Genomic DNA, 24,737 nt, shown 5'->3' on the forward strand with positions numbered 1-24,737 from the left:
CATAGAGGAGAATGAGAAATGAAAAAATGGCAAAAATCAATCTTAAGTTTGGCTTCAATCTTTACCCTGGCGGCTTGCGGCGCCCAAGAAGGGGCTGCCGATGCGGCAGATGCAACAACAGTGACTTCGACTACGGAATCCGAAGCGACGGTGACCATCGAGGATGCACGCGGCTCCGTAGAAGTGCCTAAAGACCCGAAAAACGTGGCTGTTTTGGATTTTGGACATTTGGACACATTGATCGCATTGGGTAAAGAGGATGCAGTCACGGGTACGGCGACCGAAAACATTCCGGCTTATCTGGCGGATACGGCAGATCAATTCGAGAATGTAGGGACACTTAAGGAACCGAATGTGGAGGCGTTGGCGAATTTGGCGCCGGAGCTTATCATCATTTCGAACCGATTGGTGGACTTTGCGGAACAATTGGAGGAAATCGCGCCTGTAGTCGTGCTCAATGTCGATTACACGGATTATTGGGGTTCGGTCCAAAAGAACATCACTACCTTAGGGACGATCTTTGACGAAGAGTCTGCAGCCGATGAAGCCGTCGCTGCCTTGAACGAAGAGATTGAGGCCGTGCAAGCGAAGACAGCCGGAATCAGCGAGAAAACAGTAACGTTGCTCTTGAACGATGGCAGCATGTCCGCTTTCAGCACTGGATCGCGTTTCGGATTCATCTATGATACATTGGGCTTCACGCCTGTTGATGCGGCAATCGAGGATTCCACGCATGGGCAGTCAGTCGGGTATGAAGGGTTGCTGGAAATCAATCCGCAGATCTTGTTTGTTGTCGACCGCACAGCGGCGATCGGGACAGCATCCGATGAAAACGCGGCGCTATTGGAGAATGATTTCGTCTATCAAACGGATGCTTACAAACAGAACAAAATCATCAACCTGTCCTCCGATTTGTGGTACCTCTCCGGCGGCGGGATAGAATCGATCCATCTGATGGTCGAAGAGATCGCAGGGGGCTACCAGTAAGCAAAAAATTGTCCAGCTTCTGATTTTTTGTCTATAATGATGGAAGCAAATCAGAAAGAGGTGCACAATTTGGCAGGTTATCATTTCGATAAGGCAGACTTCAACGTTTTTGACATTCAGGGACTCGATGAAAGGATGGCAGGCATCCGCGACCGGATTCAGCCCAAGTTCCGGCATTTTGCGGAAGTAGGTGCCCACCTCATCGTTTCGGAAGCAGGTCCCGAGTCGGTGCCTGTACATGTCGCCAAACATCTGCGCCGCACAAAATATGCGCCCGAGAATACCTGGTGCGCCATCGGTGGAGATGCGAGGGGCTACAAGAAATATCCGCACTTCCAGATCGGCATTGCGAAGGAAGGGGTCAGCTTCTACCTTTGTCTGATCGACCAACCCGTCAAAGAGAAAGAAATGGCGGCCGCTTTATTGGAACGGATTCCAGAACTGGAAAGATTGCCGCGTGATTACGTCGTTTCGGTCGATCATACCGTGCCGGATGTGCTTCCGATTGAGGCAGTCAATTGGGAGTCTGTACTGATCCGATTGCGGGATGTAAAGAAAGCTGAGCTGTTGATCGGCCGCAAGTTGGCGCCAGCCGATCTGCGCTTAGCGACTGAAGCAGGTACACTGGCGGTTATGGAGGACACTTTCCGTGAACTGCTGCCGATCTACCAGGCCTGCATGAAACACTACCGCTAATCGCGTAACCCAATACAAACTAAAAAGGACTGAACAGCGGGATTGTGATCGCTGTTCAGTCCTTTTCCTTATACAAAAAAACGGCAAATTGCTTTGCCGTTTCCTTGAAGCTGATCTCCGGGGAGATTAGCCTAATTTGTTGTAGTATTCTACTACGAATGACTCATCGATTTCAGCTGGCAATTCTTCGCGAACTGGCAGACGGTTCAATGAACCTTCGAATGTTTCTGTGTCGAAGGTGATGAAGTCCGGACGTCCGAACAAAGCTTCAGCAGCAGCTTTAACAACTACCAAGTTTTTAGATTTTTCGCGCAAGCCGATTACTTGGCCAACAGCCACTTCGTATGAAGGGATATCAACACGTTTGCCATCGACAGTTACGTGACCGTGGTTAACTAATTGACGTGCTTGACGACGAGTAGAAGCTAAACCTAAACGGTAAACTACGTTATCCAAACGTTGTTCCAATAAGATCATGAAGTTAACACCTTGTTTACCTTCTTTGATTTTACCAGCTTTTTTGAATAAAGTTGCGAATTGACGTTCGTTCATGCCGTACATGTGACGCAATTTTTGTTTTTCTTGCAATTGCATAGCATATTCAGATAATTTTTTACGGTTGTTAGGGCCGTGTTGACCTGGAACGTATGGACGACGCTCCAATTCTTTACCTGTTCCCAATAGGGAGATGCCTAAACGACGAGCCTGTTTCCAACTTGGTCCTGTATAACGTGACATAATAAAATTCCTCCAATAAATGTTTGATTTTTGGAGTAAAATAAGAATGATAAGTCAGCAATGCGTGCAGTTGATCCTTCAATCTTCACCTTATGCAGCCGCAAGGGTACGCAATTGAACCATCTAACGATGGCGATGAACTGTTGACGCGGGTGCTTCTTTCTCGCTGCATTATTTTACACAAAGGTTATTGTACCAAACAACAGCAGTTAATGCAATGGAAAGGTGATATTTGACGGACTTTGCCCAGCAGCGGAACGCTTTCACTGTCCCAAGTAAAGGAATTCAGTTCCCTTATTATTTTCTGGTTTCTGATTGGTTCTTTCTATGTTATACTAAAAAATGAGATATATTGGGCGTTTTCAATTTTAAGATCAAATAAACGAAATTGTCGGAATAGGTGGAGGATTTATTGATGGAGTTTATATACTGGTTAGTAGCGATAATATTGTTAGTATTGATCGGGTACGGTGCGATCATGTATTTGACGAGGCAACAAGCGAATCGGATCAAGGCGATTGATGAGAAGAAACAAAAAGCGATGGCCATCCCTGTGGCTGATAACCTGTTCACATTGAAAAATATGAATTTGACAGGCCAAACGAAGCGCACCTATGAAAGTTGGCAAGCTACATGGCAGACCATCACGCGTTTTCAGTATCCTGAAATCGAGGCGGCGCTGGTCAGTGCCGAACAATACATCCAACGCATGAATTTCATCAAGGCGAAGCAAGCCATTTCGCAAGCGGATCAACTGATCGACGAAACAAAAAACAGCGTCGAAAAAGTGAACAAGGCACTCGAAAAACTATTGGAAAGTGCCCAGGAAAACCGCAAAGAGTTGGAAGAAATCCAGGAACGCTATAATAAAATCCGCAAACAATTATTGGCGCACAGCTTTACATTCGGTCCAGCCATCGAAACGTTGGAGAAGAACCTGAATTACATGGAGTTGGATTTCACGAAATTCAATTCATTGACGAACGAAGGCGATCATATGGAAGCCAAAGAAATCTTGTCGCGTATCGAGCAGGATTTGCTAGTTATGGAAGAAGTCGTTGAAAAGATCCCTCAGCTGAACGAAAAAATCAAAACAGAGTATGAAGAACAAGTGAATGATCTGAAAGACGGCTACCAACGCCTGTTGGATGAGAAGTACATTTTCGAAGGTGTGGATGTGTCCGTTGAGATAGCTGCTGTCGAAAAAGAAATCCAGGAAGCAAAAGATTCCATCGGCCTTGCTGATATCAATGAAGCAGGCAAAAAGATGGATAAGGTCGAACGCGATATCGAAGCGGTCTATGCCATCATGGAAAAAGAAATGGAAGCCAAGGATTTTGTGGGCCGTCATACGGCGAATCTGCAGAAGAAAATGGATCATGTCCTGCAGAGCAACCGCTATGTGCTGCTTGAAATCGACCGCGTTTCCCAGAATTATTTCTTGAACAAGAATGAATTGGGCCGTGCACAAGAGTTCGAAGAGCAGTTGCTGAAGGAAAATGAAGCTTTGCGTTATTACGATAAGATGATGAAGGAACACGAAATTTCCTACTCGGTTGTCCGCGAATATTACGAAAAAATCAGCCAACGCCTTTCCGAAATCGACAAGGAACAGTCTGAATTGGTCAGCAATCTCAGTGATCTGCGCAACCGCGAAAAAGAAATCAAGGACAGCATCGATCTGTACGAGTTGGATATGCGCAACATGAAACGGACCATCGAGAAATACCATCTGCCGGGTTTGCCGAAAATCTATTTAGATCTATTCTTCTCAGTCACGGATCGCATCGAGGATTTGGCTTCCAAGCTGAACCGCGTGAAGATCGACATGGACGAAATCGATGCCATTTCCAAGATGTGCGAAGAGGACATCGAAATGTTGGATAACCAAACGCAAGCGATCGTGGACAATGCGATGCTGACGGAGTATATGATCCAGTACGCAAACCGTTTCCGTCATTCGCATGTGGAAATCGAAAATGCCATCAACAAAGCTTTGGTGCTTTTCCATCGCGAATATGACTACGAAGGTGCGTTGGAGGCTGTCAAAATTCCGCTGAATCGCGTCGAAGCAGGTGCTTCCCGCAAAGTGGAAGAATCCTATCAAGAAGAAAAAAATCGTCGCTACTATTAAATACAGAACAAACAAAACGCAAGGGTCGGGACATTGTCTCGGCCCTTTTTTGGACCATCTTTTATGAGAAAAGAATAAAATTCAGCCGCATGCTTTTAATGGTCAGGCATTTTCTATATAATGGATAGGATGTCCCGATGAGAGTGCAAAGTTAGTAAGGAAGTGTAGATAAAGATGATTTATTTTGACAACAGTGCAACGACAAAAATGTATCCGGAAGCTTTGGATACTTACCGGAAGGTCAATGAACAATTTTTTGGCAATCCTTCCAGTCTGCACAGATTAGGCAATGAAGCCGATGCTCTGCTTCAGCAATCGCGCAAACAGATTGCACACTTACTGGGTGCCCAGCCGGATGAAATTTTCTTCACGGGCGGCGGTACGGAGAGCGACAACTGGGCAATCAAAGGCACTGCGATTGAGAAGTTCGCTGCAGGGAAGCACATGATCGCTTCTTCGGTTGAACATCCGGCGGTCACCAAATCATTGGAGCAACTGGAAAAGTTAGGGTTTGAAATCAGCTACTTGCCTGTCGACGCGAACGGAATCGTATCTATCAAGGAGCTAGCGAAAGCCATAAGGAAAGATACGATCCTGCTGAGCGTCATGGCCATCAATAATGAAGTCGGCAGCATCCAGCCAATCGAGGCTATCGGAGAGCTGCTGGAAAATTATCCTTGGGTCCATTTCCATGTGGATGCCGTGCAGGCTGTCGGTGAATGCGAGCCGCTGATCCGACACCCACGAGTGGATCTCCTGTCGCTTTCAGCGCATAAATTCCACGGCCCCAAAGGCGTAGGCATTCTCTACAAGAAACATGGCAAACGGATTGCACCGTTGTTGACGGGAGGCGGGCAAGAAGCCGGCATGCGCAGCACGACGGAGAATGTCGGGGGAGTCGCAGCGATGGCAAAAGCCTTGCGCATGAATCTTGAAAGCAGCGAATCAAGCCGAAAACAAGAACGGATAGTCCGGAGTAAGTTGGTTGCAGCCCTTTCGGAATATGAGGATGTCCGAATCTTTTCACCTGAAGATGGCGCCGGCCATATCCTCTGTTTTGCCATGAAAGGCGTCAGGGGCGAAGTGATGGTCCATGCTTTCGAAAGCCATGACATTCTCATTTCAACAACCAGCGCCTGCTCGAGCAGAAAGAAAGGCACGCCTTATACGTTGGGGTCGATGGGTGTGCCCGTTTCCTGGAGCCAGTGTGCTGTCAGGATAAGCCTTTCCGGCGAAAATACGGAGTCGGAAGCGGAAGCCTTCATTGAACATTTCCGGACGCTGCATGAACAGTTCAAAAAAATACAGTAGAATAACTGACAGATAGGAAGAGAACATAAATGGAAACGCACATTCAAATCCGCTTTGGCGAAATGTCGACCAAAGGGAAAAACAAAAAACGTTTTGTCCAGCAGTTGGCGCAAAATGTCAGGATGGTCACAAAGGATCATCCGCAGATCAAAATCAAACCCGAGCACGATTCTATGTTGTTGAATCTGAACGGAGCTGACGAAGCCATCATTATCGAGCGTCTGCAGCATGTGTTCGGTATCCAAAACTTTTCACCGGTCTATCTCGTTTCGCGTGATCTCGATGAAGTGAAACGGGTATTGGTGGAGTTGCTTGCCAAAATGGAGACTGCCGGAAAGACATTCAAGATCGCCACGCGTCGCGCGGATCACGCCTACGAGCATGACACGACCTTCATGAATGCCGAGCTGGGGGCAACCGTACTGGAGGCTTTCCCGGGCATTTCGGTCAAAATGAAGCAGCCGGACATCCTTGTGCGCGTAGACATCAAGACCAATGGCATCATGCTCAGCACGCAAACCTACCAAGGGGCTGGCGGATTGCCTGTCGGTTCCAGCGGCAGAGGCATGCTTATGCTTTCCGGAGGCATCGATTCGCCGGTGGCCGGTTATCTTGCCATGAAGCGCGGCGTGAAGATCGAGGCGGTTCACTTCCACAGCCCACCGTACACGAGTCCGCAAGCATTGCAGAAAGCCAAAGATCTGGCCGCCAAATTGACTAAATTCGGCGGTGAAATCCAGTTCATCGAAGTGCCGTTCACGGAAATCCAAGAAGAAATCAAAGAGAAAGTGCCGGCGGATTATCTGATGACGATCACGCGCCGGATGATGCTGCGGATTACCGATGCCATCAGAGCCGAACGCAAGGGGCTGGCCATCTTTAATGGGGAATCTTTGGCCCAAGTCGCTTCCCAGACGCTGGAGAGCATGATTGCCATCAACGATGTCACAACGACGCCGATCATTCGTCCTGTCGCAACGATGGACAAATTGGAAATCATCGACTTGGCGCAGAAAATCGATACCTTTGATCTATCGGTGCAACCGTTCGAAGACTGCTGTACGATTTTTGCGCCACCATCACCCAAAACGAAACCGCATTTGGACAAGGCCAGACGTTTCGAAGCGATCCTCGATGTGGAACCGCTCGTGGCACGCGCGGTTGCGGGCATTGTCGTGACGAGCATAACCGGCCGGGAGGACACCGCGAGCCAAGATGAAGCTCTGTTTTCGGATTTGCTTTAACCCGCCCTGCAAGAGCGTATCCTTACCATAAATCACCGCTTATCTGTATAATGAGAGTACTATCGGATAAGGGGGAATGTTTTTATGCAAGTGACATTAAAGGGTGAACCGGTTGAAGTTTTAGGGACACAACCAACAGTTGGGGAGAAGGCACCGGCATTTTCTTTGTACAACATTGAAGACGAAAAGGTATCTTTGGATGATTTGCGCGGATCGGTTGTTTTGATCAGCGTATTCCCGGACATCAACACGAGCGTTTGTGATAAACAAACACGCACATTCAACGAGACGGCAGCGAATATCGAAGGCTTGACCTTGTTGTCGGTTTCGAAAAATACAAAAGAAGAATTAGCCGGCTGGTGCTCGGCGAACGGCATCGATATGCAGATGCTGCATGATGATGCAGGCGAATTTGGAGAAGTTTATGGACTTAAAATTCCGAAAATGGACAATAAGTTGGCCCGCAGTGTCTTTGTCATAGACAAAGAAGGGGTTCTTTCCTACAGTGAAATTGTCCCTGAAATCGCGACGGAACCGGATGAAGCGGCAGCATTGGCGGCTGCAAAAAAATTGCTTTAAGCGCATTGAGATTTCAATCAAAAGGTGCTAAACTAGTGAAGTATAAATAAGCGTCGATCAAGAAGAGTAGCTTACCCGGAACCACATAAGAGAGAAAAGCATTTGGTGAAAGCTTTTTTGGGGAAGGAAAGTGAAGTAGCTTGTGAGCAAGTTGCGTGAAGGTCCATGGACTGGGTAGCGCAGCTCGGAGTATTCTCCGTTATCAAAAAGAGAGACAGGGATCCGATTCCTGTAATTTAGGTGGTACCGCGATTCATATCGTCCTGCATATTCGTATGCAGGGCGATTTTTTTTCGCAACAAATCAATGTAAAAGAGAGAGGAAGTGGCTGAATGTCTAAAGCAGACGCAATGCCGACAAAGTATCAACCCCAGCAAGTGGAATCAGGGAAATATCAAAAATGGGTGGAAGCGGGGCTGTTCAAACCTAGCGGCGACAAGAGCAAAAAACCTTATTCGATCGTGATTCCGCCTCCGAACGTAACCGGCAGACTGCACTTGGGCCATGCCTGGGATGTGACGCTGCAGGATATGTTGATCCGCCAAAAACGCATGCAAGGATTCGATACACTGTGGTTGCCAGGGATGGACCACGCCGGCATCGCCACCCAAGCCAAGGTTGAAGCGAAATTAGCCGAGGATGGACTTACCCGTTATGACCTGGGCCGCGAAGCCTTTGTCGACAAGGTATGGGAATGGAAAGAGGATTACGCAAGTGTCATCCGCGAGCAATGGGGAAAAATGGGTATTTCCGTTGATTATGACCGCGAGCGATTCACGCTGGATGAGGGTCTGTCGGATGCGGTCCGCAAAGTCTTCGTCGGCTTGTACGAAAAAGACTTGATCTACCGCGGCGCATACATCATCAACTGGGATCCCAAAGCGAAAACAGCCTTATCCGATATCGAAGTCATCCACAAGGACGTTCAGGGCGCCTTCTATCACTTCCGCTATCCGATGACGGATGGCTCAGGCTTCCTGGAGTTGGCGACTACCCGTCCAGAAACCATGTTGGGCGATACTGCCATCGCGGTTCATCCGGAAGATGCAAGATATCAGCAGTTCATCGGTAAGACCGTGACGTTGCCGCTGGTGAATCGGGAAATCCCAGTCATCGCTGATGATTATGTCGAGATGGACTTCGGTACCGGGGTCGTAAAAATCACACCCGCTCATGACCCGAACGACTTTGAAGTCGGTTTGCGCCATGATTTACCGCAAGTGAACGTCATGAACGATGATGCGACGATGAACGAAGCAGCCGGAAAATATGCAGGAATGGACCGTTTTGCAGCGCGCAAAGCGATCATAAAAGATATGGAAGAACTGGGCTATTTGGTCAAAATTGAAGAAATGACCCACAGCGTCGGACATTCGGAACGCACAAACGTCATTGTGGAACCGCGCATCTCGACGCAATGGTTCGTCAAAATGCAACCATTGGCTGAGCGTGCGGTCGAAAATCAATCGGCAGAAGAAAAAGTTTCCTTCTATCCTGAACGATTTGAGAATACTTTCCTGACTTGGATGGGCAACGTCCATGACTGGGTTATTTCTCGCCAATTATGGTGGGGACATCAAATCCCGGCTTGGTACCATAACGAAACCGGCGAAATGTACGTAGGCATGGAAGCTCCGAGCGACAGCGAAAACTGGACGCAGGATGAGGATGTTCTGGATACGTGGTTCAGTTCAGCACTTTGGCCGTTCTCGACGATGGGTTGGCCGGATGAAGAGGCGGAAGATTTCAAACGCTATTTCCCTACCAGCACGTTGGTTACCGGATATGACATCATCTTCTTCTGGGTAAGCCGGATGATCTTCCAGAGTCTGGAGTTCACCGAAAAGCGTCCGTTTGAGAATGTGCTGATCCATGGTCTGATCCGTGACGAGCAAGGCCGCAAAATGAGCAAATCGCTCGGAAACGGGATCGACCCGATGGATGTGGTCGAAAAATACGGGGCGGATGCTTTGCGTTGGTTCTTGGCGAACGGTTCCGCACCTGGTCAGGATGTCCGCTTCAGCTATGAGAAGATGGATGCATCCTGGAACTTCATCAACAAAATCTGGAATGCCAGCCGTTACGTGCTGCTCAATTTGGAAGATCTGACATTCGACGCTATCGACATTTCAGGGGAAAAGACGATCGCCGATAAATGGATCCTTTCCAGCCTGAACAAGACCATCACTAAAGTGACGGACCTGTTCGAGAAATTTGAATTCGGTGAAGCCGGCCGCTTGTTGTACCGTTTCATCTGGGATGATTACTGCGACTGGTATATCGAAATGTCCAAAGAAGTTCTGCAAGGGGAAAATGAAGCGGCAAAACAGACAACCCGCAGCATCTTGGCGTATGTTTTGGATAATGTGTTGCGCTTATTGCATCCGGTCATGCCGTTCGTCACCGAAGAGATTTGGCAGAATGTACCGCATCAAGGCGATTCCATCGTGACGGCAGCCTATCCGGAAGCGGATCACAGCTATATCGATGAGGCAGCTGAGGAAGCGATGGAAAAACTGATTGAATTGATCCGCGGCGTCCGCAATGTCCGAGCTGAAATGAACACACCGTTGTCCAAGAAAGTTCCGATGCAGCTGAAAGTGAATGACGAGGCGACCGAGGCGATTTTCCGCGCCAACGAATCGTACATCTTCCGCTTCTGCAATCCGGATACGCTGGAAATCGGTCTACATATCCAGGCGGCCAGCGACGCTGTCACCGCAGTTTTCTCAGGCGGAGAGGTTTACATGCCGTTAGCCGGTCTGATCAAATTGGAAGATGAGATTTCCCGTCTCGAAAAGGAAGCGGAGAAATTGACCAAAGAAGTCGATCGGGTGGAAAGCAAATTGAATAACGAAAAATTCGTCAGCAAAGCCCCGCAGGCTGTAATCGACGGGGAAAAACAAAAAGGAACGGAATACCGCGAAAAATTGGCGGCTGTGAAAGAACGCATTGCTGCCTTAAAAGAACAGTTAGCTTAATGAGTGAATCGAATTGAACAAGAAGAACCCTATTGGCAAGTTCCTTTGTAGATAGGGTTCTTCTTAAATGGAAATGGAGTGAAGTGGTAGATGTTTGCAACTTATGAAGAAGCGATGGAATGGATCCATACCCGCAAAGGCATGGGCCCTAAACCGGGAATCGTCCGGATGAAATGGTTGATGGAAAAACTGGATCACCCGGAACGTAAATTCAGATCCATCCATATTGCCGGAACGAATGGAAAAGGGTCGAATGTCGCTTACTTAAGAAGCCTGTTCATGGCGGCTGGCTATACGGTGGGAACCTTCACCTCTCCGCATATCGTCAGTTTCAATGAAAGGATCAGCGTGAATGGAGCGAACATCCCCGATGAAGACGTATTGGAGCAAGCGAACATCCTTTACGCACTCTATGAGGAAATCGGCCGGACGGATATGGGGCCGTTGACGGAATTTGAAGTAGTGACCGCCATGATGTTCTCCTATTTTGGCTCCTATCCGTGCGATGTCGTTTTGTTGGAAGTCGGTCTGGGTGGTTTGTACGACAGCACGAATGTTGCCGAGCCGGATTTGGCGCTCATCACAACGATAGGCAAAGACCACAGCAATATTCTCGGGGATACCCTAGCGGAGATCGCCTATCAGAAAGCGGGCATCATCAAGAAAGGGACACCTGTCGTCATCGGAAGACTGCCTGAAGAGGCTTTGTCGGTGATGCGGAACACTGCGGAAAAACAGGCAGCGCCTTTGTATGCATTCGGACCGGACTTCAGCGTCACCAATTGGCATGAAGGTTCCGATTACCATGAAGTCTTTGATTTTGCCTCTCCATTGGGCACTTTTGAAAACCTTGAAATTGCATTGATGGGTGGCCATCAAGTCGATAATGCGGCCACTGCGCTGCAGACCTACTTGCTGTTCTGCAAAAAATACGCTTTAAGCTACTCGGAGACCACAATCAAAGCAGGACTTCTGGGGACAGCTTGGCCAGTCCGGATGGAGATCGTTTCGCAAAAACCGTTTGTCATGCTGGATGGTGCCCATAATATCCCGGCTATGGAAGTGCTGACTGAAGCGGTCAAGAAGAAATTTTCTGATAAAGATATCACCATTCTGTTGGCGGCGTTGGCGGATAAGGACTTGGAGGAAATGGGCCAGTTGATCAAGTCGATCCCGGACAGCAAGCTGTACGTGACCAGTTTCGATTTCCCAAGGGCTGCATCTGTCAAGGAATTGTGCGAGCGGATGAGCGTACCAGAAGCTGCGGCCTATGAAGATTGGCGCTTTGCTATCGATGATTTGAAGGCGAAGCAATCCGAAGAGGGCATGTTATTGATTACCGGCTCACTGTATTTTCTTTCCGAAGTGAGACATTATTTATTAAAGAATAAGGGGTTTTGAGATGCGTAAAAAAGCGGTCATTTTTGATATGGATGGATTGATGTTCGATACGGAAACGTTGGGCTATCAGGCACAACGTGAGTTGGCGGAAGAGCTGGCCTTGCCGATAGCGTTCGACTTCGATTATTACCTGAAACAAGTAGGGCGATCCGATAAGGATGTGATGCCTGAATTGGCATCCGACTTCGGCGACGCTGAACTGGCGGAGCGATTCCTGAGAAAAATGAAGAAGAGACAGACAGCCATCGCCTCCGAGCAAGGGCTTCCGATCAAAAAAGGCCTTTATGATCTGCTTGGCTTTCTGAAGGATGAAGGCGTGGTGTGCGTCGTTGCTTCCAGCAGCCGGAGGAGAGAAGTGAGCTTCTACCTCGAATTGGCTGATATTTCGCAATATTTCCGCTACCAAGTCTGCGGAGATGAAGTATCCTTCGCCAAACCGGATCCGGAAATTTTCCTGAGCGCCTGGAAACCCCTCGACATTCCGAAAGAGGACTGTCTGATCCTGGAAGATTCGCTCAACGGCATCCGCGCGGCGTATGATGCGGGCATTGAAGTGATCATGATTCCGGATCTGATCGTTCCGGATGACGAAGCGAAAGCAAAAACGATTGCCATTATGCCGGACCTGCATGCGGTCATGGATTGGCTGAAAGAGAAATAACCTGTTCCGCTCCTTCCTGCGTATCTATTGAGTAGACGGAAGGAAAGGGGTAAAACAGGATGGTGCAAGAAACAAATCTGCTGATGGAGGTTCCGAAGGCCTCACGCCCGCGTGAAAGATTGGATCAATTTGGAGAAAAAGCCCTGGCGACGCATGAATTATTGGCGATCATTCTTCGGACAGGCCCCAGGGACAGCAATGTCATGCAGCTAGCGTTACGGGTGCTGAACGAGTTCGAAGATCTGCATTCCTTGAAGATGGCATCGTTGGAAGAGCTGACTTCAATCCACGGAATCGGCCGAACCAAAGCGATCGAAATCAAAGCCTGTGTCGAATTGGGTGTCCGCGTAGCCAATGCGACGCAGTTGAAGAGCGGTACGATCACCTCGACGCAAAGCGCCGGAACACTCCTGCAGAAAGAGATGCGCGATCTCCAGCAGGAACACGTGGTGGCTGTCTATCTGAACACAAAGAACGAAATCATCAAGAAGAAGACAATATTCATCGGCAGCCTGAACAGTTCGGTTGCGCATCCGCGCGAAATTTTCCGGGAGGCGGTAAGGTTTGCGGCGGCGCGGATCATCCTTGCGCACAATCATCCTTCCGGGAACCCCGATCCATCGGAAGCTGATTTGGTTTTTACCCGCAGGATGGTGGAATGCGGAGAAATGATGGGGATTGAGATCCTCGATCACTTCATCATCGGGGTCGATGATTATCTCAGTCTGCGGGAATACGGCATCATTTAGTCTCCATTTCCGCAAAGCAAAATGAAAATCTGATGGCAAAAAACTTGCAATATCGGAAAACCTGATATATCATTATATTAGTGTTTTTGTTTGGTAAAGAAAAGATTGTCTTGAACATTCCTATCGTACCACAAGCAAGAATCACATTTTCAGTGCTTTGCACGAGGAGGAATTTTTCATGGAAAAAGGAACAGTAAAATGGTTTAACGCAGAAAAAGGTTTTGGATTTATCGAACGCGAAAGCGGAGACGACGTATTCGTACATTTTTCAGCTATCTCAGGCGACGGATTCAAATCATTAGAAGAAGGACAAGCAGTTTCATTCGAAATCGTTGATGGAAACCGTGGACCGCAAGCTTCTAACGTAGAAAAAATCTAATTTTCCTTAACTTAAACGATCAAAGGGTCCGGGACACTGTCTCGGACCCTTTTTAAATGCCGACCTGCTGGAGGAGTCGCTGTGGTTCGTGTAGACATATTGTGTCAATTAGGGTGAATTATTTACGTCAGCATTACCGATCGACGGCATTCCTGTCAAATAGATTAATTCTTTCTTTTGTTTGTTACATTGATGTTTTTCTTGTTCCGGTTTGTGGTAAAATAGAAAAGAATTTGTTTGTGGGAGAGTTTGTAGTCAATCAGACGGAAGGATGAGAAGTACTTGGTAAGTTTGAATTTTAAGGGTAAAAACATCGGAATTGATTTAGGTACGGCCAATACGATCGTCTTCATAGCCGGCAAGGGCATTGTGATCAGAGAACCTTCTGTCGTCGCCAAAAATATCCATACGGGGGAGATTCTGTCCGTTGGGGAAGAGGCTTTCCAGATGCTTGGCAGGACACCCGGCACCATTGTGGCATCCCGCCCGATGAAGGAAGGCGTCATTGCGGATTATGATACAACTGTCGCAATGATGAAATATTTCATCAAAAAAGCGACTGGAAATGCATTCGTCAAACCATACGTGATGGTCTGCGTACCAAGTGGTGTGACGGAAGTCGAGAAACGGGCAGTTCTTGATGCCACCCGGACAGCCGGCGCCAAAGAAGCTTTCATCATAGAGGAGCCTTTTGCTGCCGCGGTGGGTGCCGGACTTCCGGTGCATGCGCCTACAGGCAATATGGTGGTGGACATCGGTGGCGGGACGACGGATGTCGCGACAATTTCGCTCGGAGGAATCGTTACGAGCCGTTCCAGCACAGCCGCTGGCGATCGTATGGATGAGGCAATCATTCAGTTCATACGCAAAAAGTACGGTCTGTTGATCGGCGAGCGGACTGCCGAGAACATCAAAATAACAATCGGTTGTGCCGACATCGAAAAGGCAGCTTCCTACGGCTCCATGGAAATAAGGGGCCGGGATATGGTCAACGGCCTGCCCAAGACTTTGGAGATCCATGCCGAGGATGTAGCGATTGCGATCCATGATGTGGTCGAGAACATCATCCTTTCCGTGAGGGAAGTGCTGGAAGAGACGCCTCCCGAAATATCTGCTGACGTCATCGATCATGGCATCGTTTTGACAGGCGGCGGGGCTTTGTTGAAGAACATTGCTGAAGTCATTTCGGCGGAAGCGGAAGTACCTGTATTTATCGCCAACGATCCATTGGATTGCGTTTCCATCGGGACAGGCGAAACATTGAAGAATATCAACGTGTACAAACGTAAAAATTTAAGGCATTAAGATAATGAATGTAATTGAAAGTGATGTGCGAAATGAGGTGTCAATGTGAATCAGTTTTTTAACAATAAAAAATTGATTATCCTATTGATCAGTGTGATCACCTTTATCAGCTTGATAGCATATTCTCTTACAAACAACAGGGAAGACACATCGATACCGCAACAAGTAGGGAACGATGTGACAGGCTCCGTTGCGAGAATATTTTCTAAGCCAGCGGAAGTAGTGGCGAATTTTGTTGATTCAGTCGATAACCTGATGAATACGTATGAAGAAAACCAATCTTTAAAAAGTAAAATTGATACCGTTTATGAACTGCAAGTGAAAGTCTATAATCTGGAGCAAGAAAATGCCCGGATGCAGGAAGAACTTGAACTGAAAAGCACTTTGTCAGAATATGAACAAATCAATGCTTCTGTGGTATCCCGCAACCCGGACAGTTGGCTGAACCAGATCGTCATCGATAAAGGATCCCAGGACGGGGTAGAGGTCGACATGTCGGTGATGGCTGGAAACGGTCTGATCGGTCGTGTATCCGAAGTCAATTCGACCAGCGCGAAAGTGCTTTTGTTGACCACTTCAAACGATACGACTAACCGTGTGTCAGCTGAAATCCAAACGGAATCCGGACCTGTTCATGGCATTGTCAATGGCTATGATGAGAACACGAAGATGCTTTCCATGTCCCAGATTGCCCCGGACGCAGTGATCAATCCTGGCGACAGTGTGATCACATCAGGATTGGGCGGCGTTTCGCCAAGCGCCTTGTTGATCGGAACCGTCAAAGAAGTATCCATGGACAGCTATGGCCTGTTCAAACAGGTGACGATCGAGCCTGCCGGAGAGGTTTATAATATCCGCTTTGTGACGGTCATCAAACGGCTGAGCGGGAGTGGTGAGTGATGGTGCAGAACAGATCTTTGCATCACACTTATTTCATCCCCGTGATGCTTTACTTGCTTTTGATTTTGGATGGGTTTTTGATTAATGCCTTCCCGGGCCAGTTCGTCAGTGAAGAGTATATCCTTGTGCCGCACTTGGCGTTGTTCGGATTCGTGATTTTTTCCTACTACTTCCCCAAACAGCCGATGCAGTTGTACGCAGTTCTGTTCGGGCTGTTGTTCGACAGTTATTACAGCGGCATTTTGGGCGTTTACGCAGTCGCTTTTGCGGTGATCGTGTACTTCGTGAAGAAAATGCAGAAATATTTGACGGAAAATGTTTTCGTGTTGGCCCTATTGTTCATCTTAGCGATCGTTATGGTTGATTCATTCGTTTTTGGCTTTTACAGCTTGATTGACATTACGCAGCTTGATTTCAGCGCATTCGCTTCAGAACGTCTGGGACCGACCATCGTGTTGAACATTGTGCTGTTCATTGTCATTTATTACCCATTGTTTAAACTTGTGGGCTGGATGTACGACTGAACATGATGAGAAATGAATGAGATTTTTTTTAATGAAATGCTTGCATTTAACGAACGCTGTGGTATTATTGTCTTAAATTCTAAATGCAATGAAGAGAAAAAGTAACTTTTGCCTATTTCCAGAGAGTTTGCGGGTGGTGTGAGCAAACAATAGCATGCAGTGAAATCACGTCTCTGAGCAAGAATGCCGAAAAGACAGCAGCTGCTGTTCTCAGTAGGTTGACTCGGTTGTGCCCGTTACAGCACTGACGTTTCGAATGGAACGTTATGAGGCGGTTTCTGTGAAGATGCCGCAAACAAAGGTGGAACCACGACTTCAATCGTCCTTTAACTTTCAGCAGGAAGTTAGAGGGCTTTTTTTATTGGAAACGGATTGATGAGGAGCCACCACAAAATACGGTAATAAAAAAGTACACATATATGGAGGAGAAGAATATGAAAAAGTTAGCATTAATGTTGTTGGCATCTACAAGTTTTTTGGCTGCATGCGGTGGAGGAGCTGCTGAGGATTCTGCTGCAACCGGATCGGAAGATTCAGGGATCAAAGAAACATTGGTGATGGGGTTGGATGACACTTTTGCACCGATGGGCTTCAAAGATGAGAGCGGCGAAATCGTCGGCTTTGACGTCGACTTGGCGAAAGAAGTCGCTGAACGCTTGGATGTTGAAATCACTTTCCAGCCGATTGATTGGGCAATGAAGGAAACCGAATTGGCTTCCGGTAACATCGACATGATCTGGAATGGCTATTCCATCACGGATGAGCGCAAGGAAAAAGTGCTCTTCACAGAACCTTATCTGAACAACAGCCAAATCATCGTCACAATGGCAGACAGTGCTATCAAGACAAAAGCCGATTTGGCCGGGAAAGTCGTCGCGACGCAACAAGGATCCGCAGCATTCGATGCCATCAACGCCGATGAAACGGGAATTGCTGCTAAGTTTGATGGGGGCACGCCAATCTTGTACCCTACCTTCAATGATGTGTTCAACGACCTGGAAAGCGGCCGCAGTGATGCAATCGTTGTTGATGAAGTGTTGGGCCGTTACACTATGAAACAAAAAGGCGAGGGAAAGTATACCGTCCTTAGCGATAATTTTGGCGATGAAGAATATGGTGTGGGTGTCCGCAAAGAAGATGTCGCACTGAAAGAAGCGATTGACAAAGCGTTGAATGAAATGCGTGAAGATGGAACATACGATGAAATCTACGCAACTTGGTTCGCTGAATAATAAAATTGTTTGTTGAGGGGGAAAGCCGCATGTTGGATAAACTAAAAAAAGCTGCCTTGATCGGAATGGGTTTATTGTTGTTGGTTGGATGCAGCGGGGCTGCTGATGACGCTTCCGCCAGCTCGGAAGCTCTTGCAGAGGAAACGCTGGTCGTGGGTTTGGATGACACGTTTGCGCCGATGGGATTCCGTGATGACAATAATGAAATCATCGGATTCGATGTCGATCTGGCGAAAGAGGTCGGTGAACGGATCGGGGCCGAAATGGTTTTTCAGCCGATTGATTGGGCAATGAAAGAAACCGAATTGGATTCCGGGAACATCGACATGATCTGGAATGGCTATGCCATCACGCCGGAAAGGGCTGAAAAAGTTCTCTTGAGCAAGCCGTACATCGTGGATGCGCAATCCATCATCGTTTTGAAGGACAGCGACATCCAAACGAAAGCCGACTTGGAAGGGAAGTTGGTTTCGACACAACAATCTTCCAGCTCAGTGGATAAGATCATGGAAGATGCATCAGGGATATTTGAAAAGTTGGGTGGGGATCTGGTGCTTTATCCTTCCAATAATAATTCCTTCAGCGATTTGGAATCAGGCCGCGTGGATGCAATCGTCGTCGGTGAAGTCTACGGGCGTTACTACATGAAGCAGACCGGCAAAGACATCTACCGTGTACTGGAGGATAATTTCGGGGAAGACGAGATGGCGGTTGCCTTCAAAAAGGGCAACACGGACTTGCAGGAGCGTGTCGATGCAGCTTTGGCCGAAATGAAGGAAGACGGAACCTTCGATGAAATATACGACAAATGGTTTTATAGTGAATAATGAAAATATAGGGTAAGAAAGAGGTTTATGAAATGGACTTGATACAGACGATACTGCCATCATTGCTTGACGGCTTGAAGATGACACTTAAGTTGTTCTTCATCATAGGAATCTCCAGCATTCCGTTAGGATTTCTGATTGCCGTCATCCGGGTTTACGGACCTAAGTGGCTGGGTTTTCTGATCCAGATATATGTCTTCATCATGAGGGGAACGCCATTGCTGTTGCAATTGATGTTTGTTTTCTTCGGTTTGCCGCTGATAGGCATTACGTTGGATCGTTTTTCGGCCGCGATTTTGGCATATATGATCAACTATGCTGCCTATTATGCGGAAATCTTCCGTGGAGGTATTACGGCTGTTCCGAAAGGACAGTTCGAGGCCATTTCGGTGTTGGGTATCGGTAAGGTCAGAGGGTTTTTCAAAATCATCATTCCGCAGGTCACCAAGATCGTATTGCCATCTGTAGGGAATGAAGTGATTGCGCTGGTAAAAGATACATCTTTGGTTTATGTCATCGGCCTCGGGGAGCTCTTGCGCGCAGGGCAGATTGCTGCGAATACGTATGCCTCGTTAGTGCCTTTCCTGGCAGTGGGCATCGTCTATTTATCCGTTACGGCTGTCATTACGGTGCTGCTGAATAAACTTGAATCCAAAGGGAACTTTTAGGGGGGAGCGGCAATCATGTTATTAAATGCGATGAATATAAATAAGTCTTACCATGACATAACCGTTATCGATGATTTTTCATTCCACATCGATTCCAACGAAATCGTTGTGCTTGTGGGACGTTCCGGAACGGGTAAAACAACTTTGATGCGCTTGCTCAACAATCTGGAAAAAGCAGACCAAGGCACCATTTCGATCGAGGATGCCATCTTGTGCAAACAAGGATTGAAGGGCGCAGAATATGCGGACCGCAAAAAAAGGCGCCTTTACCAAAATAAAATCGGCATGGTGTTTCAGGATTACGCTTTGTTCCCGAACCTTACTGTGCTGGAAAATCTGCTGGAAGCGCCGCTTGCCCAAAAATTGGGCAGCCGTGAAGAGTTGGCGGCGAAGGCAGCTGGATTATTGGAGCAAATGGGATTGGAAGACAAACTGAATGCGATGCCGTCGACTTTATCCGGAGGCCAGAAGCAAAGGGTTGCGATCGCCCGGGCGATGATGCTGAATCCGCGCGTGCTTTGTTTTGACGAACCGACTTCTGCGCTTGATCGCGAATCTTCCGACAGCATCGGTAAGCTGATCCAGGAAATTGCTGCTGGAGGAACCGGTATCCTGATTGTTACGCATGATACCGAGTTCGGGCAACAATACGGCACCCGGATTGTTTCCTCAAGCGAATTCGTCATGAACCGTTAAAAACAGTTTAGATATTAGGGCATGTTCACAGAAAATTGGACAGTCCGAACAAGAAACAGGGCAGCTGCCTTGTTTTTTGTTTTACCATTTTTGCTCCTCGGTGGGGTATCAGTGGGGCAAATGGCGCCTTATTTGACGAATGTTTTGATTTGGGTTGACTTGAGGCTTGGTTTTTGATAAACTATTAATGTTGTAAATGTGCGCACCACAGCTACAACCGCACGAATGGGAGTCATAAGACCTTAAAGGGCACTTCGTTTGGCGAGTCTAAGTAAAATAAGGAGGTGCAGAGAATATGTACGCAATTATCGTAACAGGTGGTAAACAATTAAAAGTTGAAGTTGGACAAGCAATCTACATTGAAAAATTAGATGCTGAAGCTGGTGATAAAGTAACTTTTGATGAAATCGTATTTGTAGGTGGAGAAGAAACCAAAATTGGCGCTCCATTCGTAACAGGTGCTTCTGTAGAAGGCACTGTTGAAAAACAGGGCAAAGAAAAGAAAGTAACTACTTTCAAATACAAGAGAAGAAAAGATACACACCGCAAGCAAGGTCATCGTCAACCTTATACAAAAGTAATCATTGACGCAATCAAAGCATAAGAGTGTGAATAAACATGATTGAAGTGAAATTTAAAGAAGATGACCATGGCAACCTGCTTTCTTTCGAGATTACGGGACATGCCGGGTATGGGGTAGCAGGTGAAGATATTATCTGTGCCGCTGTTTCTGTACTGGCCATCGAAACTGTGAATAGCGTTGAACGTTTAGCCGGTTACCAGATGCTTGTTGATGAAGCAAATGATGAAGGCGGGTATCTCTATGCGGAAATACTTTCTGAAAGGGAAGCGGAACAGCAATACATTACGCAGATTTTACTGAAGCATCTATTCTATTCGCTGGAAGATGTCGCTCAGACATATCCAGATTATGTGACCATAAAAATGCAATAAAAACTGTACTACTTAATAAGGAGGTGCAAACCACATGTTGAAATTGAATCTACAATTGTTCGCCCACAAAAAAGGGGGCGGATCTACTACCAACGGACGTGAGTCCCAATCTAAACGTTTAGGCGCTAAACGTGCAGACGGACAAACAGTAACTGGCGGATCGATTTTGTACCGTCAACGCGGAACAAAAATCCATCCAGGTACTAACGTCGGTATCGGTGGAGATGACACTCTATTTGCAAAAGTTGACGGTGTCGTTCGTTTCGAACGTTTAGGCCGTGACAAAAAACAAGTTTCTGTATACCCTACAGCTAAATAATACTTGTACTTTTGCCGATCAACCAATTACATACACACAAAAAACCTTGCGGGGGCAAATGATCAGTCACTTCCTTCGCAGGTTTTTTTGTATTTTACAGAACAACAAAAAGTAAGGGACGGTGAACGACTTGAAAGCAACAAATGTTGAGAGTCTTTTCGGTTTAATGGATGAAGCCATCAAATTACTTCAAACGGAAGCTGAACTTTCATATGTAGAAGCGTTGTCCGAAACGCTGGAAAATCTTTCCTTTGAAGGGAAAGCACAACAAGTGGAAGGTTTGCCCTCAAATGAGGCAATCGAACGCCTGAACAGCCTCTACAAAAAGATGAATTTGGAAGCATTGGACAAAGAAATCATCCGCAAGAGCATACAACTGACTTTCATCAAAGCTACGAAAGCAGACAAGCTCCAGATGAATCATCAAATGACTCCGGACACGATTGCGTATCTGATCGCTTATTTCATCGGAGAAATAAAAAAAGATAAGACAGAAAAACTGCATGTTTCAGACCTGGCAGCAGGAACAGGGAATCTTCTCAATATCGTTTTGGCGCATTTGGCAAGCCGTGGCAATGAAGTGACTGCGGAAGCAGTTGACAACGACGACCTGTTGATCAGTGTCGCGGCCAACAGCGGCTCCTTGATGGGATTGTCCGAAAAAATCCATTATACCCATTCAGACAGCCTGCAGGAACTGTTGGTTGCGCCTTCGGATATCATGGTATCCGATTTTCCAATCGGATATTATCCGGTAAATGAACGCGCAAAAAACTACAAAACGGCTTTTTCGGAAGGAAATTCTTTTGCGCATTTCCTAATGTTTGAACAAAATGTGAACTATTTGAAAGAATCCGGTTGGGGGGTTTTTATCGTACCATCTGACATTTTTGAAACAGATAAAACATCTGTATTAATGGGGTGGCTGAAGGAAACCGTTCATATACAGGCGTTTTTGAGCCTTCCGGAAGGTCTGTTCCATAAAAATGGAATGAAAAAATCAATCATTATTGTTCAAAAAAATGGTGAAAAATCGATACAAGCCGAACAAGTGCTTTTGGGGGAAATTCCAGATCTTAAAAACGCACAAAAGATGCAATCTTTCCTGGATATTTTCCACAATTGGAGCGCAAAGATGATATAATATTTATTGGAGATATAAGAAAAATCAGTCAATTTAAAGGAGAGAAAAAAATGTCAAAAATCATCGCTATCAATGCTGGTAGCTCAAGCTTGAAATTTACATTATACGCTATGCCTGATCAGGAAGTTCTTGCAACAGGAATTATCGAAAGAATCGGTTTGAACGATTCCGTCTTCACAATCAAACACGGAGAAGGCGAAAAATTCCAAGTAACGGAAGATATTGCGAACCATGAGATCGCGGTGCATAACTTACTGGATCAATTATTAGCACTAAACATCATTTCAAGCTACGATGAGATCACAGGCGTCGGCCACCGTGTCGTTGCCGGTGGCGAAATCTTCAAAGATTCTGCGCGAGTGGATGATCTTGTCCTGGAACAAATCGAAGAATTGGCTGAATTGGCGCCGCTGCATAACCCAGCGAACGCTACCGGTATCCGTGCATTCAAGAAATTGTTGCCTGAGATCACAAGTGTTGCCGTATTCGATACATCTTTCCATACAACGATGCCGAAAGTAAATTACCTTTACAGCATCCCGATGGATTACTACGAAAAATATGCTGCCAGAAAATATGGCGCACACGGAACAAGCCACAAATACGTAGCTGAACGCGCTGCCGAAATGCTGGGCAGACCGATCGAAGAGTTGAAGATCGTTACGTGCCATATCGGTAACGGCGGCTCCATCACTGCTGTCCAAGGCGGAAAATCAATCGACACATCCATGGGCTTCACGCCATTGGCAGGCATCACGATGGGAACACGTTCAGGGGACATCGATGCATCTTTGATCGCTTATTTGATGGGCAAATTGGGCATCACGGATATCAATGAATTTGTTGACATCCTGAACAAAAAATCTGGACTGTTGGGACTTTCCGGCGTATCAAGCGATATGCGCGATGTTGAGACAGCCGCAGAAAAAGGCAACGAGCAAGCTCAAATTGCATTGGATATCTTCTACAACCGTATTCAAAAATACATCGGACAATACGTTGCAATTATGAACGGTGTGGATGCGATCGTCTTCACTGCCGGCGTTGGTGAAAATTCTGCAGAGACACGTAAAATCATCATCGATGGCATTTCTTGGTTCGGTTGCGAAATCGACGACGAAAAGAACAATGTCCGCGGCGTTGAAAGAATCATTTCAACCGACGATTCAAAAGTTAAAGTATTGTTGATCCCTACAGATGAAGAGATGATGATCGCTCGCGACGTCGTACGCTTCAGCTAAAAATATTCATTCAAAATAAAAATTCCGTTATGCCAACTACTGGCATAACGGAATTTTTATTTTGAATTTTTTCTGAGGCAGGGGGGAAGCTGCTGCCTATCATTTTTTAGCTTTTGGTTTATTCTCGAGGTCGGTCCGGACGACCAGCACATCGCAGGGTGCGTTGCGGATGACGTACTCGGATACGGAGCCGATGAACAGTCTTTCGACGGCATTAAGGCCGGTCGCACCGATCATGATCAGATCCACGCCGTATTCGGCAGGCAAATCTTTTGCGATGATGGCTTTTGGTGAACCATATTCGATGACGGTATGAACATCGGTTATGCCTTCATTCGTAGCATAGGTTTTGTATTCTTCCATCAACGTTTTGGATTGGCGGACGATTTCATCCGTGAAGCTGCCTTCAAAACCTGTCGGGGTTTGTATGGCTCTTGTATCGATAATATGAGTGATGATGATGGCTGCTTTATTCCGTTTGGCCACTTCCACTGCTTTACGGAAGGATAATTCTGATTCTCTCGATCCGTCAACCGGTATCAAAATTTTCTTATACTCTTGAAACATATTAACCACTCCTCTAAACTAGTATCGCTTACAAGTTTATTTTACTTCACTTTCCATAAAAATGAAAGCGTATGCGATTCTTTCCGGGAATTTCTTGGTCAGTGGCCCTGATCTTTCATCATGCCGGCCAGCCGGATGCTGAAGAGTGCTGTATACCCTGAGGCAATCAGAACGGCAAATGCATAAAGCAGGGTACTCCTGAAGAAAATCGTCAGCAGGCAGAGAAAACCGATCAACATGTACAGGGCTCCACCGTTACGGAAAAAGAGCCAGATCTGATGGCGTTGCTGTTCGGTGATCCGGTCCGGAGCCAACACGAAGACAGTGGGTCCTTTCAATGTCATGAAAAGTCCGGTCGAAACCAATAATAATGAAAAAAAGGCAATCAACAATTCAACCAAAGTGCGTCCTCCTCAAGGAAATTGCGGGATAATGGATCAAGAAGTACTTTCCCGTATATTTTAGTCTGCAAAAAAAGCTGCTCAAAGAGCAGCTCCAAA

Annotated in this window: 26 protein-coding genes and 3 other annotated features; of the genes, 23 read left to right on the forward strand and 3 right to left on the reverse strand. The window is 46.8% G+C overall.

The annotated features are described in order from the left end of the window. The first annotated feature begins 18 nt into the window (after nucleotides 1-18). Together C8U37_RS00695 and C8U37_RS00700 are read left to right on the forward strand one after the other, a co-directional pair. A complete protein-coding gene (locus tag C8U37_RS00695; protein ID WP_108031366.1) occupies nucleotides 19-987 on the forward strand; it encodes a siderophore ABC transporter substrate-binding protein in 969 nt (322 codons plus the stop codon). Nucleotides 988-1,056: 69 nt separating this feature from the next. Next, the gene (locus tag C8U37_RS00700) at nucleotides 1,057-1,683 is read left to right on the forward strand and encodes a DUF1054 family protein (protein ID WP_170100136.1); all 627 of its coding nucleotides are present in this window, start codon (nucleotides 1,057-1,059) and stop codon (nucleotides 1,681-1,683) included. A 126-nt stretch (nucleotides 1,684-1,809) separates the two neighbouring features. Here C8U37_RS00700 and rpsD read toward each other — a convergent pair whose 3' ends face one another. Next, entirely contained in the window at nucleotides 1,810-2,421 is a 612-nt protein-coding gene (gene rpsD, locus C8U37_RS00705) for a 30S ribosomal protein S4 (RefSeq protein WP_086985403.1), read from the reverse strand. Nucleotides 2,422-2,836: 415 nt separating this feature from the next. On the opposite strand from rpsD, the gene C8U37_RS00710 reads away from it, so the two are divergent. From C8U37_RS00710 to C8U37_RS00810, 21 genes are all read left to right on the forward strand, one after another. Further along, complete coding sequence (locus C8U37_RS00710) at nucleotides 2,837-4,555, forward strand: septation ring formation regulator EzrA (RefSeq protein ID WP_108031370.1); 1,719 nt, start codon at nucleotides 2,837-2,839, stop codon at nucleotides 4,553-4,555. Between the two features lie 174 nt (nucleotides 4,556-4,729). Then, a complete protein-coding gene (locus tag C8U37_RS00715; RefSeq protein WP_108031372.1) occupies nucleotides 4,730-5,866 on the forward strand; it encodes a cysteine desulfurase family protein in 1,137 nt (378 codons plus the stop codon). 29 nt (nucleotides 5,867-5,895) lie between these two features. Next, nucleotides 5,896-7,110 carry a tRNA uracil 4-sulfurtransferase ThiI gene (gene thiI, locus C8U37_RS00720; RefSeq protein WP_108031373.1) on the forward strand — a complete coding sequence of 405 codons (1,215 nt, stop codon included), beginning with the start codon at nucleotides 5,896-5,898 and terminating at the stop codon, nucleotides 7,108-7,110. An 84-nt stretch (nucleotides 7,111-7,194) separates the two neighbouring features. After that, a complete protein-coding gene (tpx, locus tag C8U37_RS00725) occupies nucleotides 7,195-7,689 on the forward strand; it encodes a thiol peroxidase (protein ID WP_108031375.1) in 495 nt (164 codons plus the stop codon). Nucleotides 7,690-7,733: 44 nt separating this feature from the next. Beyond that, nucleotides 7,734-7,958, forward strand: a binding site (T-box leader). 63 nt (nucleotides 7,959-8,021) lie between these two features. Beyond that, the gene (locus C8U37_RS00730) at nucleotides 8,022-10,670 is read left to right on the forward strand and encodes a valine--tRNA ligase (RefSeq protein ID WP_108031377.1); all 2,649 of its coding nucleotides are present in this window, start codon (nucleotides 8,022-8,024) and stop codon (nucleotides 10,668-10,670) included. 90 nt (nucleotides 10,671-10,760) lie between these two features. Beyond that, complete coding sequence (locus tag C8U37_RS00735; protein ID WP_108031379.1) at nucleotides 10,761-12,071, forward strand: bifunctional folylpolyglutamate synthase/dihydrofolate synthase; 1,311 nt, start codon at nucleotides 10,761-10,763, stop codon at nucleotides 12,069-12,071. Nucleotide 12,072: 1 nt separating this feature from the next. Beyond that, complete coding sequence (locus C8U37_RS00740; RefSeq protein WP_108031381.1) at nucleotides 12,073-12,732, forward strand: HAD family hydrolase; 660 nt, start codon at nucleotides 12,073-12,075, stop codon at nucleotides 12,730-12,732. A 59-nt stretch (nucleotides 12,733-12,791) separates the two neighbouring features. After that, on the forward strand, nucleotides 12,792-13,481 hold the full coding sequence (radC, locus tag C8U37_RS00745) for a RadC family protein (protein WP_170100137.1): 690 nt from the start codon (nucleotides 12,792-12,794) through the stop codon (nucleotides 13,479-13,481). 178 nt (nucleotides 13,482-13,659) lie between these two features. Beyond that, nucleotides 13,660-13,860, forward strand: coding sequence for a cold-shock protein CspD (gene cspD, locus C8U37_RS00750; RefSeq protein ID WP_108031383.1), 201 nt, complete (start codon nucleotides 13,660-13,662; stop codon nucleotides 13,858-13,860). Nucleotides 13,861-14,151: 291 nt separating this feature from the next. Continuing rightward, a complete protein-coding gene (locus C8U37_RS00755) occupies nucleotides 14,152-15,165 on the forward strand; it encodes a rod shape-determining protein (protein ID WP_108031487.1) in 1,014 nt (337 codons plus the stop codon). 45 nt (nucleotides 15,166-15,210) lie between these two features. Beyond that, complete coding sequence (gene mreC, locus C8U37_RS00760; protein ID WP_108031385.1) at nucleotides 15,211-16,065, forward strand: rod shape-determining protein MreC; 855 nt, start codon at nucleotides 15,211-15,213, stop codon at nucleotides 16,063-16,065. After that, the gene (mreD, locus tag C8U37_RS00765; RefSeq protein WP_108031387.1) at nucleotides 16,065-16,589 is read left to right on the forward strand and encodes a rod shape-determining protein MreD; all 525 of its coding nucleotides are present in this window, start codon (nucleotides 16,065-16,067) and stop codon (nucleotides 16,587-16,589) included. The genes mreC and mreD overlap by 1 nt, the downstream gene beginning before the upstream one ends. 79 nt (nucleotides 16,590-16,668) lie before the next feature. Then, nucleotides 16,669-16,919, forward strand: a binding site (T-box leader). A 104-nt stretch (nucleotides 16,920-17,023) separates the two neighbouring features. Then, nucleotides 17,024-17,821, forward strand: a complete 798-nt coding sequence (locus C8U37_RS00770) for an amino acid ABC transporter substrate-binding protein (protein WP_211306089.1) — start codon at nucleotides 17,024-17,026, stop codon at nucleotides 17,819-17,821. Nucleotides 17,822-17,850: 29 nt separating this feature from the next. Next, nucleotides 17,851-18,648, forward strand: coding sequence for an amino acid ABC transporter substrate-binding protein (locus C8U37_RS00775; protein ID WP_108031391.1), 798 nt, complete (start codon nucleotides 17,851-17,853; stop codon nucleotides 18,646-18,648). 32 nt (nucleotides 18,649-18,680) lie between these two features. Beyond that, nucleotides 18,681-19,316 carry an amino acid ABC transporter permease gene (locus C8U37_RS00780; RefSeq protein WP_108031393.1) on the forward strand — a complete coding sequence of 212 codons (636 nt, stop codon included), beginning with the start codon at nucleotides 18,681-18,683 and terminating at the stop codon, nucleotides 19,314-19,316. A gap of 15 nt (nucleotides 19,317-19,331) precedes the next feature. After that, nucleotides 19,332-20,012, forward strand: a complete 681-nt coding sequence (locus C8U37_RS00785; RefSeq protein ID WP_108031395.1) for an amino acid ABC transporter ATP-binding protein — start codon at nucleotides 19,332-19,334, stop codon at nucleotides 20,010-20,012. 205 nt (nucleotides 20,013-20,217) lie between these two features. Then, nucleotides 20,218-20,291: a sequence feature (ribosomal protein L21 leader region), on the forward strand. A gap of 16 nt (nucleotides 20,292-20,307) precedes the next feature. Beyond that, nucleotides 20,308-20,616 carry a 50S ribosomal protein L21 gene (gene rplU / locus C8U37_RS00790; RefSeq protein WP_086628296.1) on the forward strand — a complete coding sequence of 103 codons (309 nt, stop codon included), beginning with the start codon at nucleotides 20,308-20,310 and terminating at the stop codon, nucleotides 20,614-20,616. Between the two features lie 14 nt (nucleotides 20,617-20,630). Beyond that, nucleotides 20,631-20,966 (forward strand): ribosomal-processing cysteine protease Prp, encoded by a 336-nt coding sequence (locus C8U37_RS00795; protein ID WP_086985390.1) that lies wholly within the window; start codon nucleotides 20,631-20,633, stop codon nucleotides 20,964-20,966. A 34-nt stretch (nucleotides 20,967-21,000) separates the two neighbouring features. After that, entirely contained in the window at nucleotides 21,001-21,285 is a 285-nt protein-coding gene (gene rpmA / locus C8U37_RS00800) for a 50S ribosomal protein L27 (protein WP_068560128.1), read from the forward strand. A gap of 130 nt (nucleotides 21,286-21,415) precedes the next feature. Beyond that, nucleotides 21,416-22,429: a class I SAM-dependent methyltransferase gene (locus tag C8U37_RS00805; protein WP_146161790.1), complete on the forward strand. Its 1,014-nt coding sequence runs from the start codon at nucleotides 21,416-21,418 to the stop codon at nucleotides 22,427-22,429. Between the two features lie 50 nt (nucleotides 22,430-22,479). Then, nucleotides 22,480-23,670: an acetate/propionate family kinase gene (locus C8U37_RS00810; RefSeq protein WP_108031399.1), complete on the forward strand. Its 1,191-nt coding sequence runs from the start codon at nucleotides 22,480-22,482 to the stop codon at nucleotides 23,668-23,670. Between the two features lie 99 nt (nucleotides 23,671-23,769). Here C8U37_RS00810 and C8U37_RS00815 read toward each other — a convergent pair whose 3' ends face one another. After that, on the reverse strand, nucleotides 23,770-24,237 hold the full coding sequence (locus C8U37_RS00815; protein WP_108031401.1) for a universal stress protein: 468 nt from the start codon (nucleotides 24,235-24,237) through the stop codon (nucleotides 23,770-23,772). 98 nt (nucleotides 24,238-24,335) lie between these two features. Then, entirely contained in the window at nucleotides 24,336-24,638 is a 303-nt protein-coding gene (locus C8U37_RS00820) for a hypothetical protein (protein ID WP_108031403.1), read from the reverse strand. Nucleotides 24,639-24,737 lie beyond the last annotated feature (99 nt).

The sequence above is a fragment of the Trichococcus patagoniensis genome, from assembly GCF_003051085.1.
GTDB classification, from domain to species: Bacteria; Bacillota; Bacilli; order Lactobacillales; family Aerococcaceae; genus Trichococcus; species Trichococcus patagoniensis.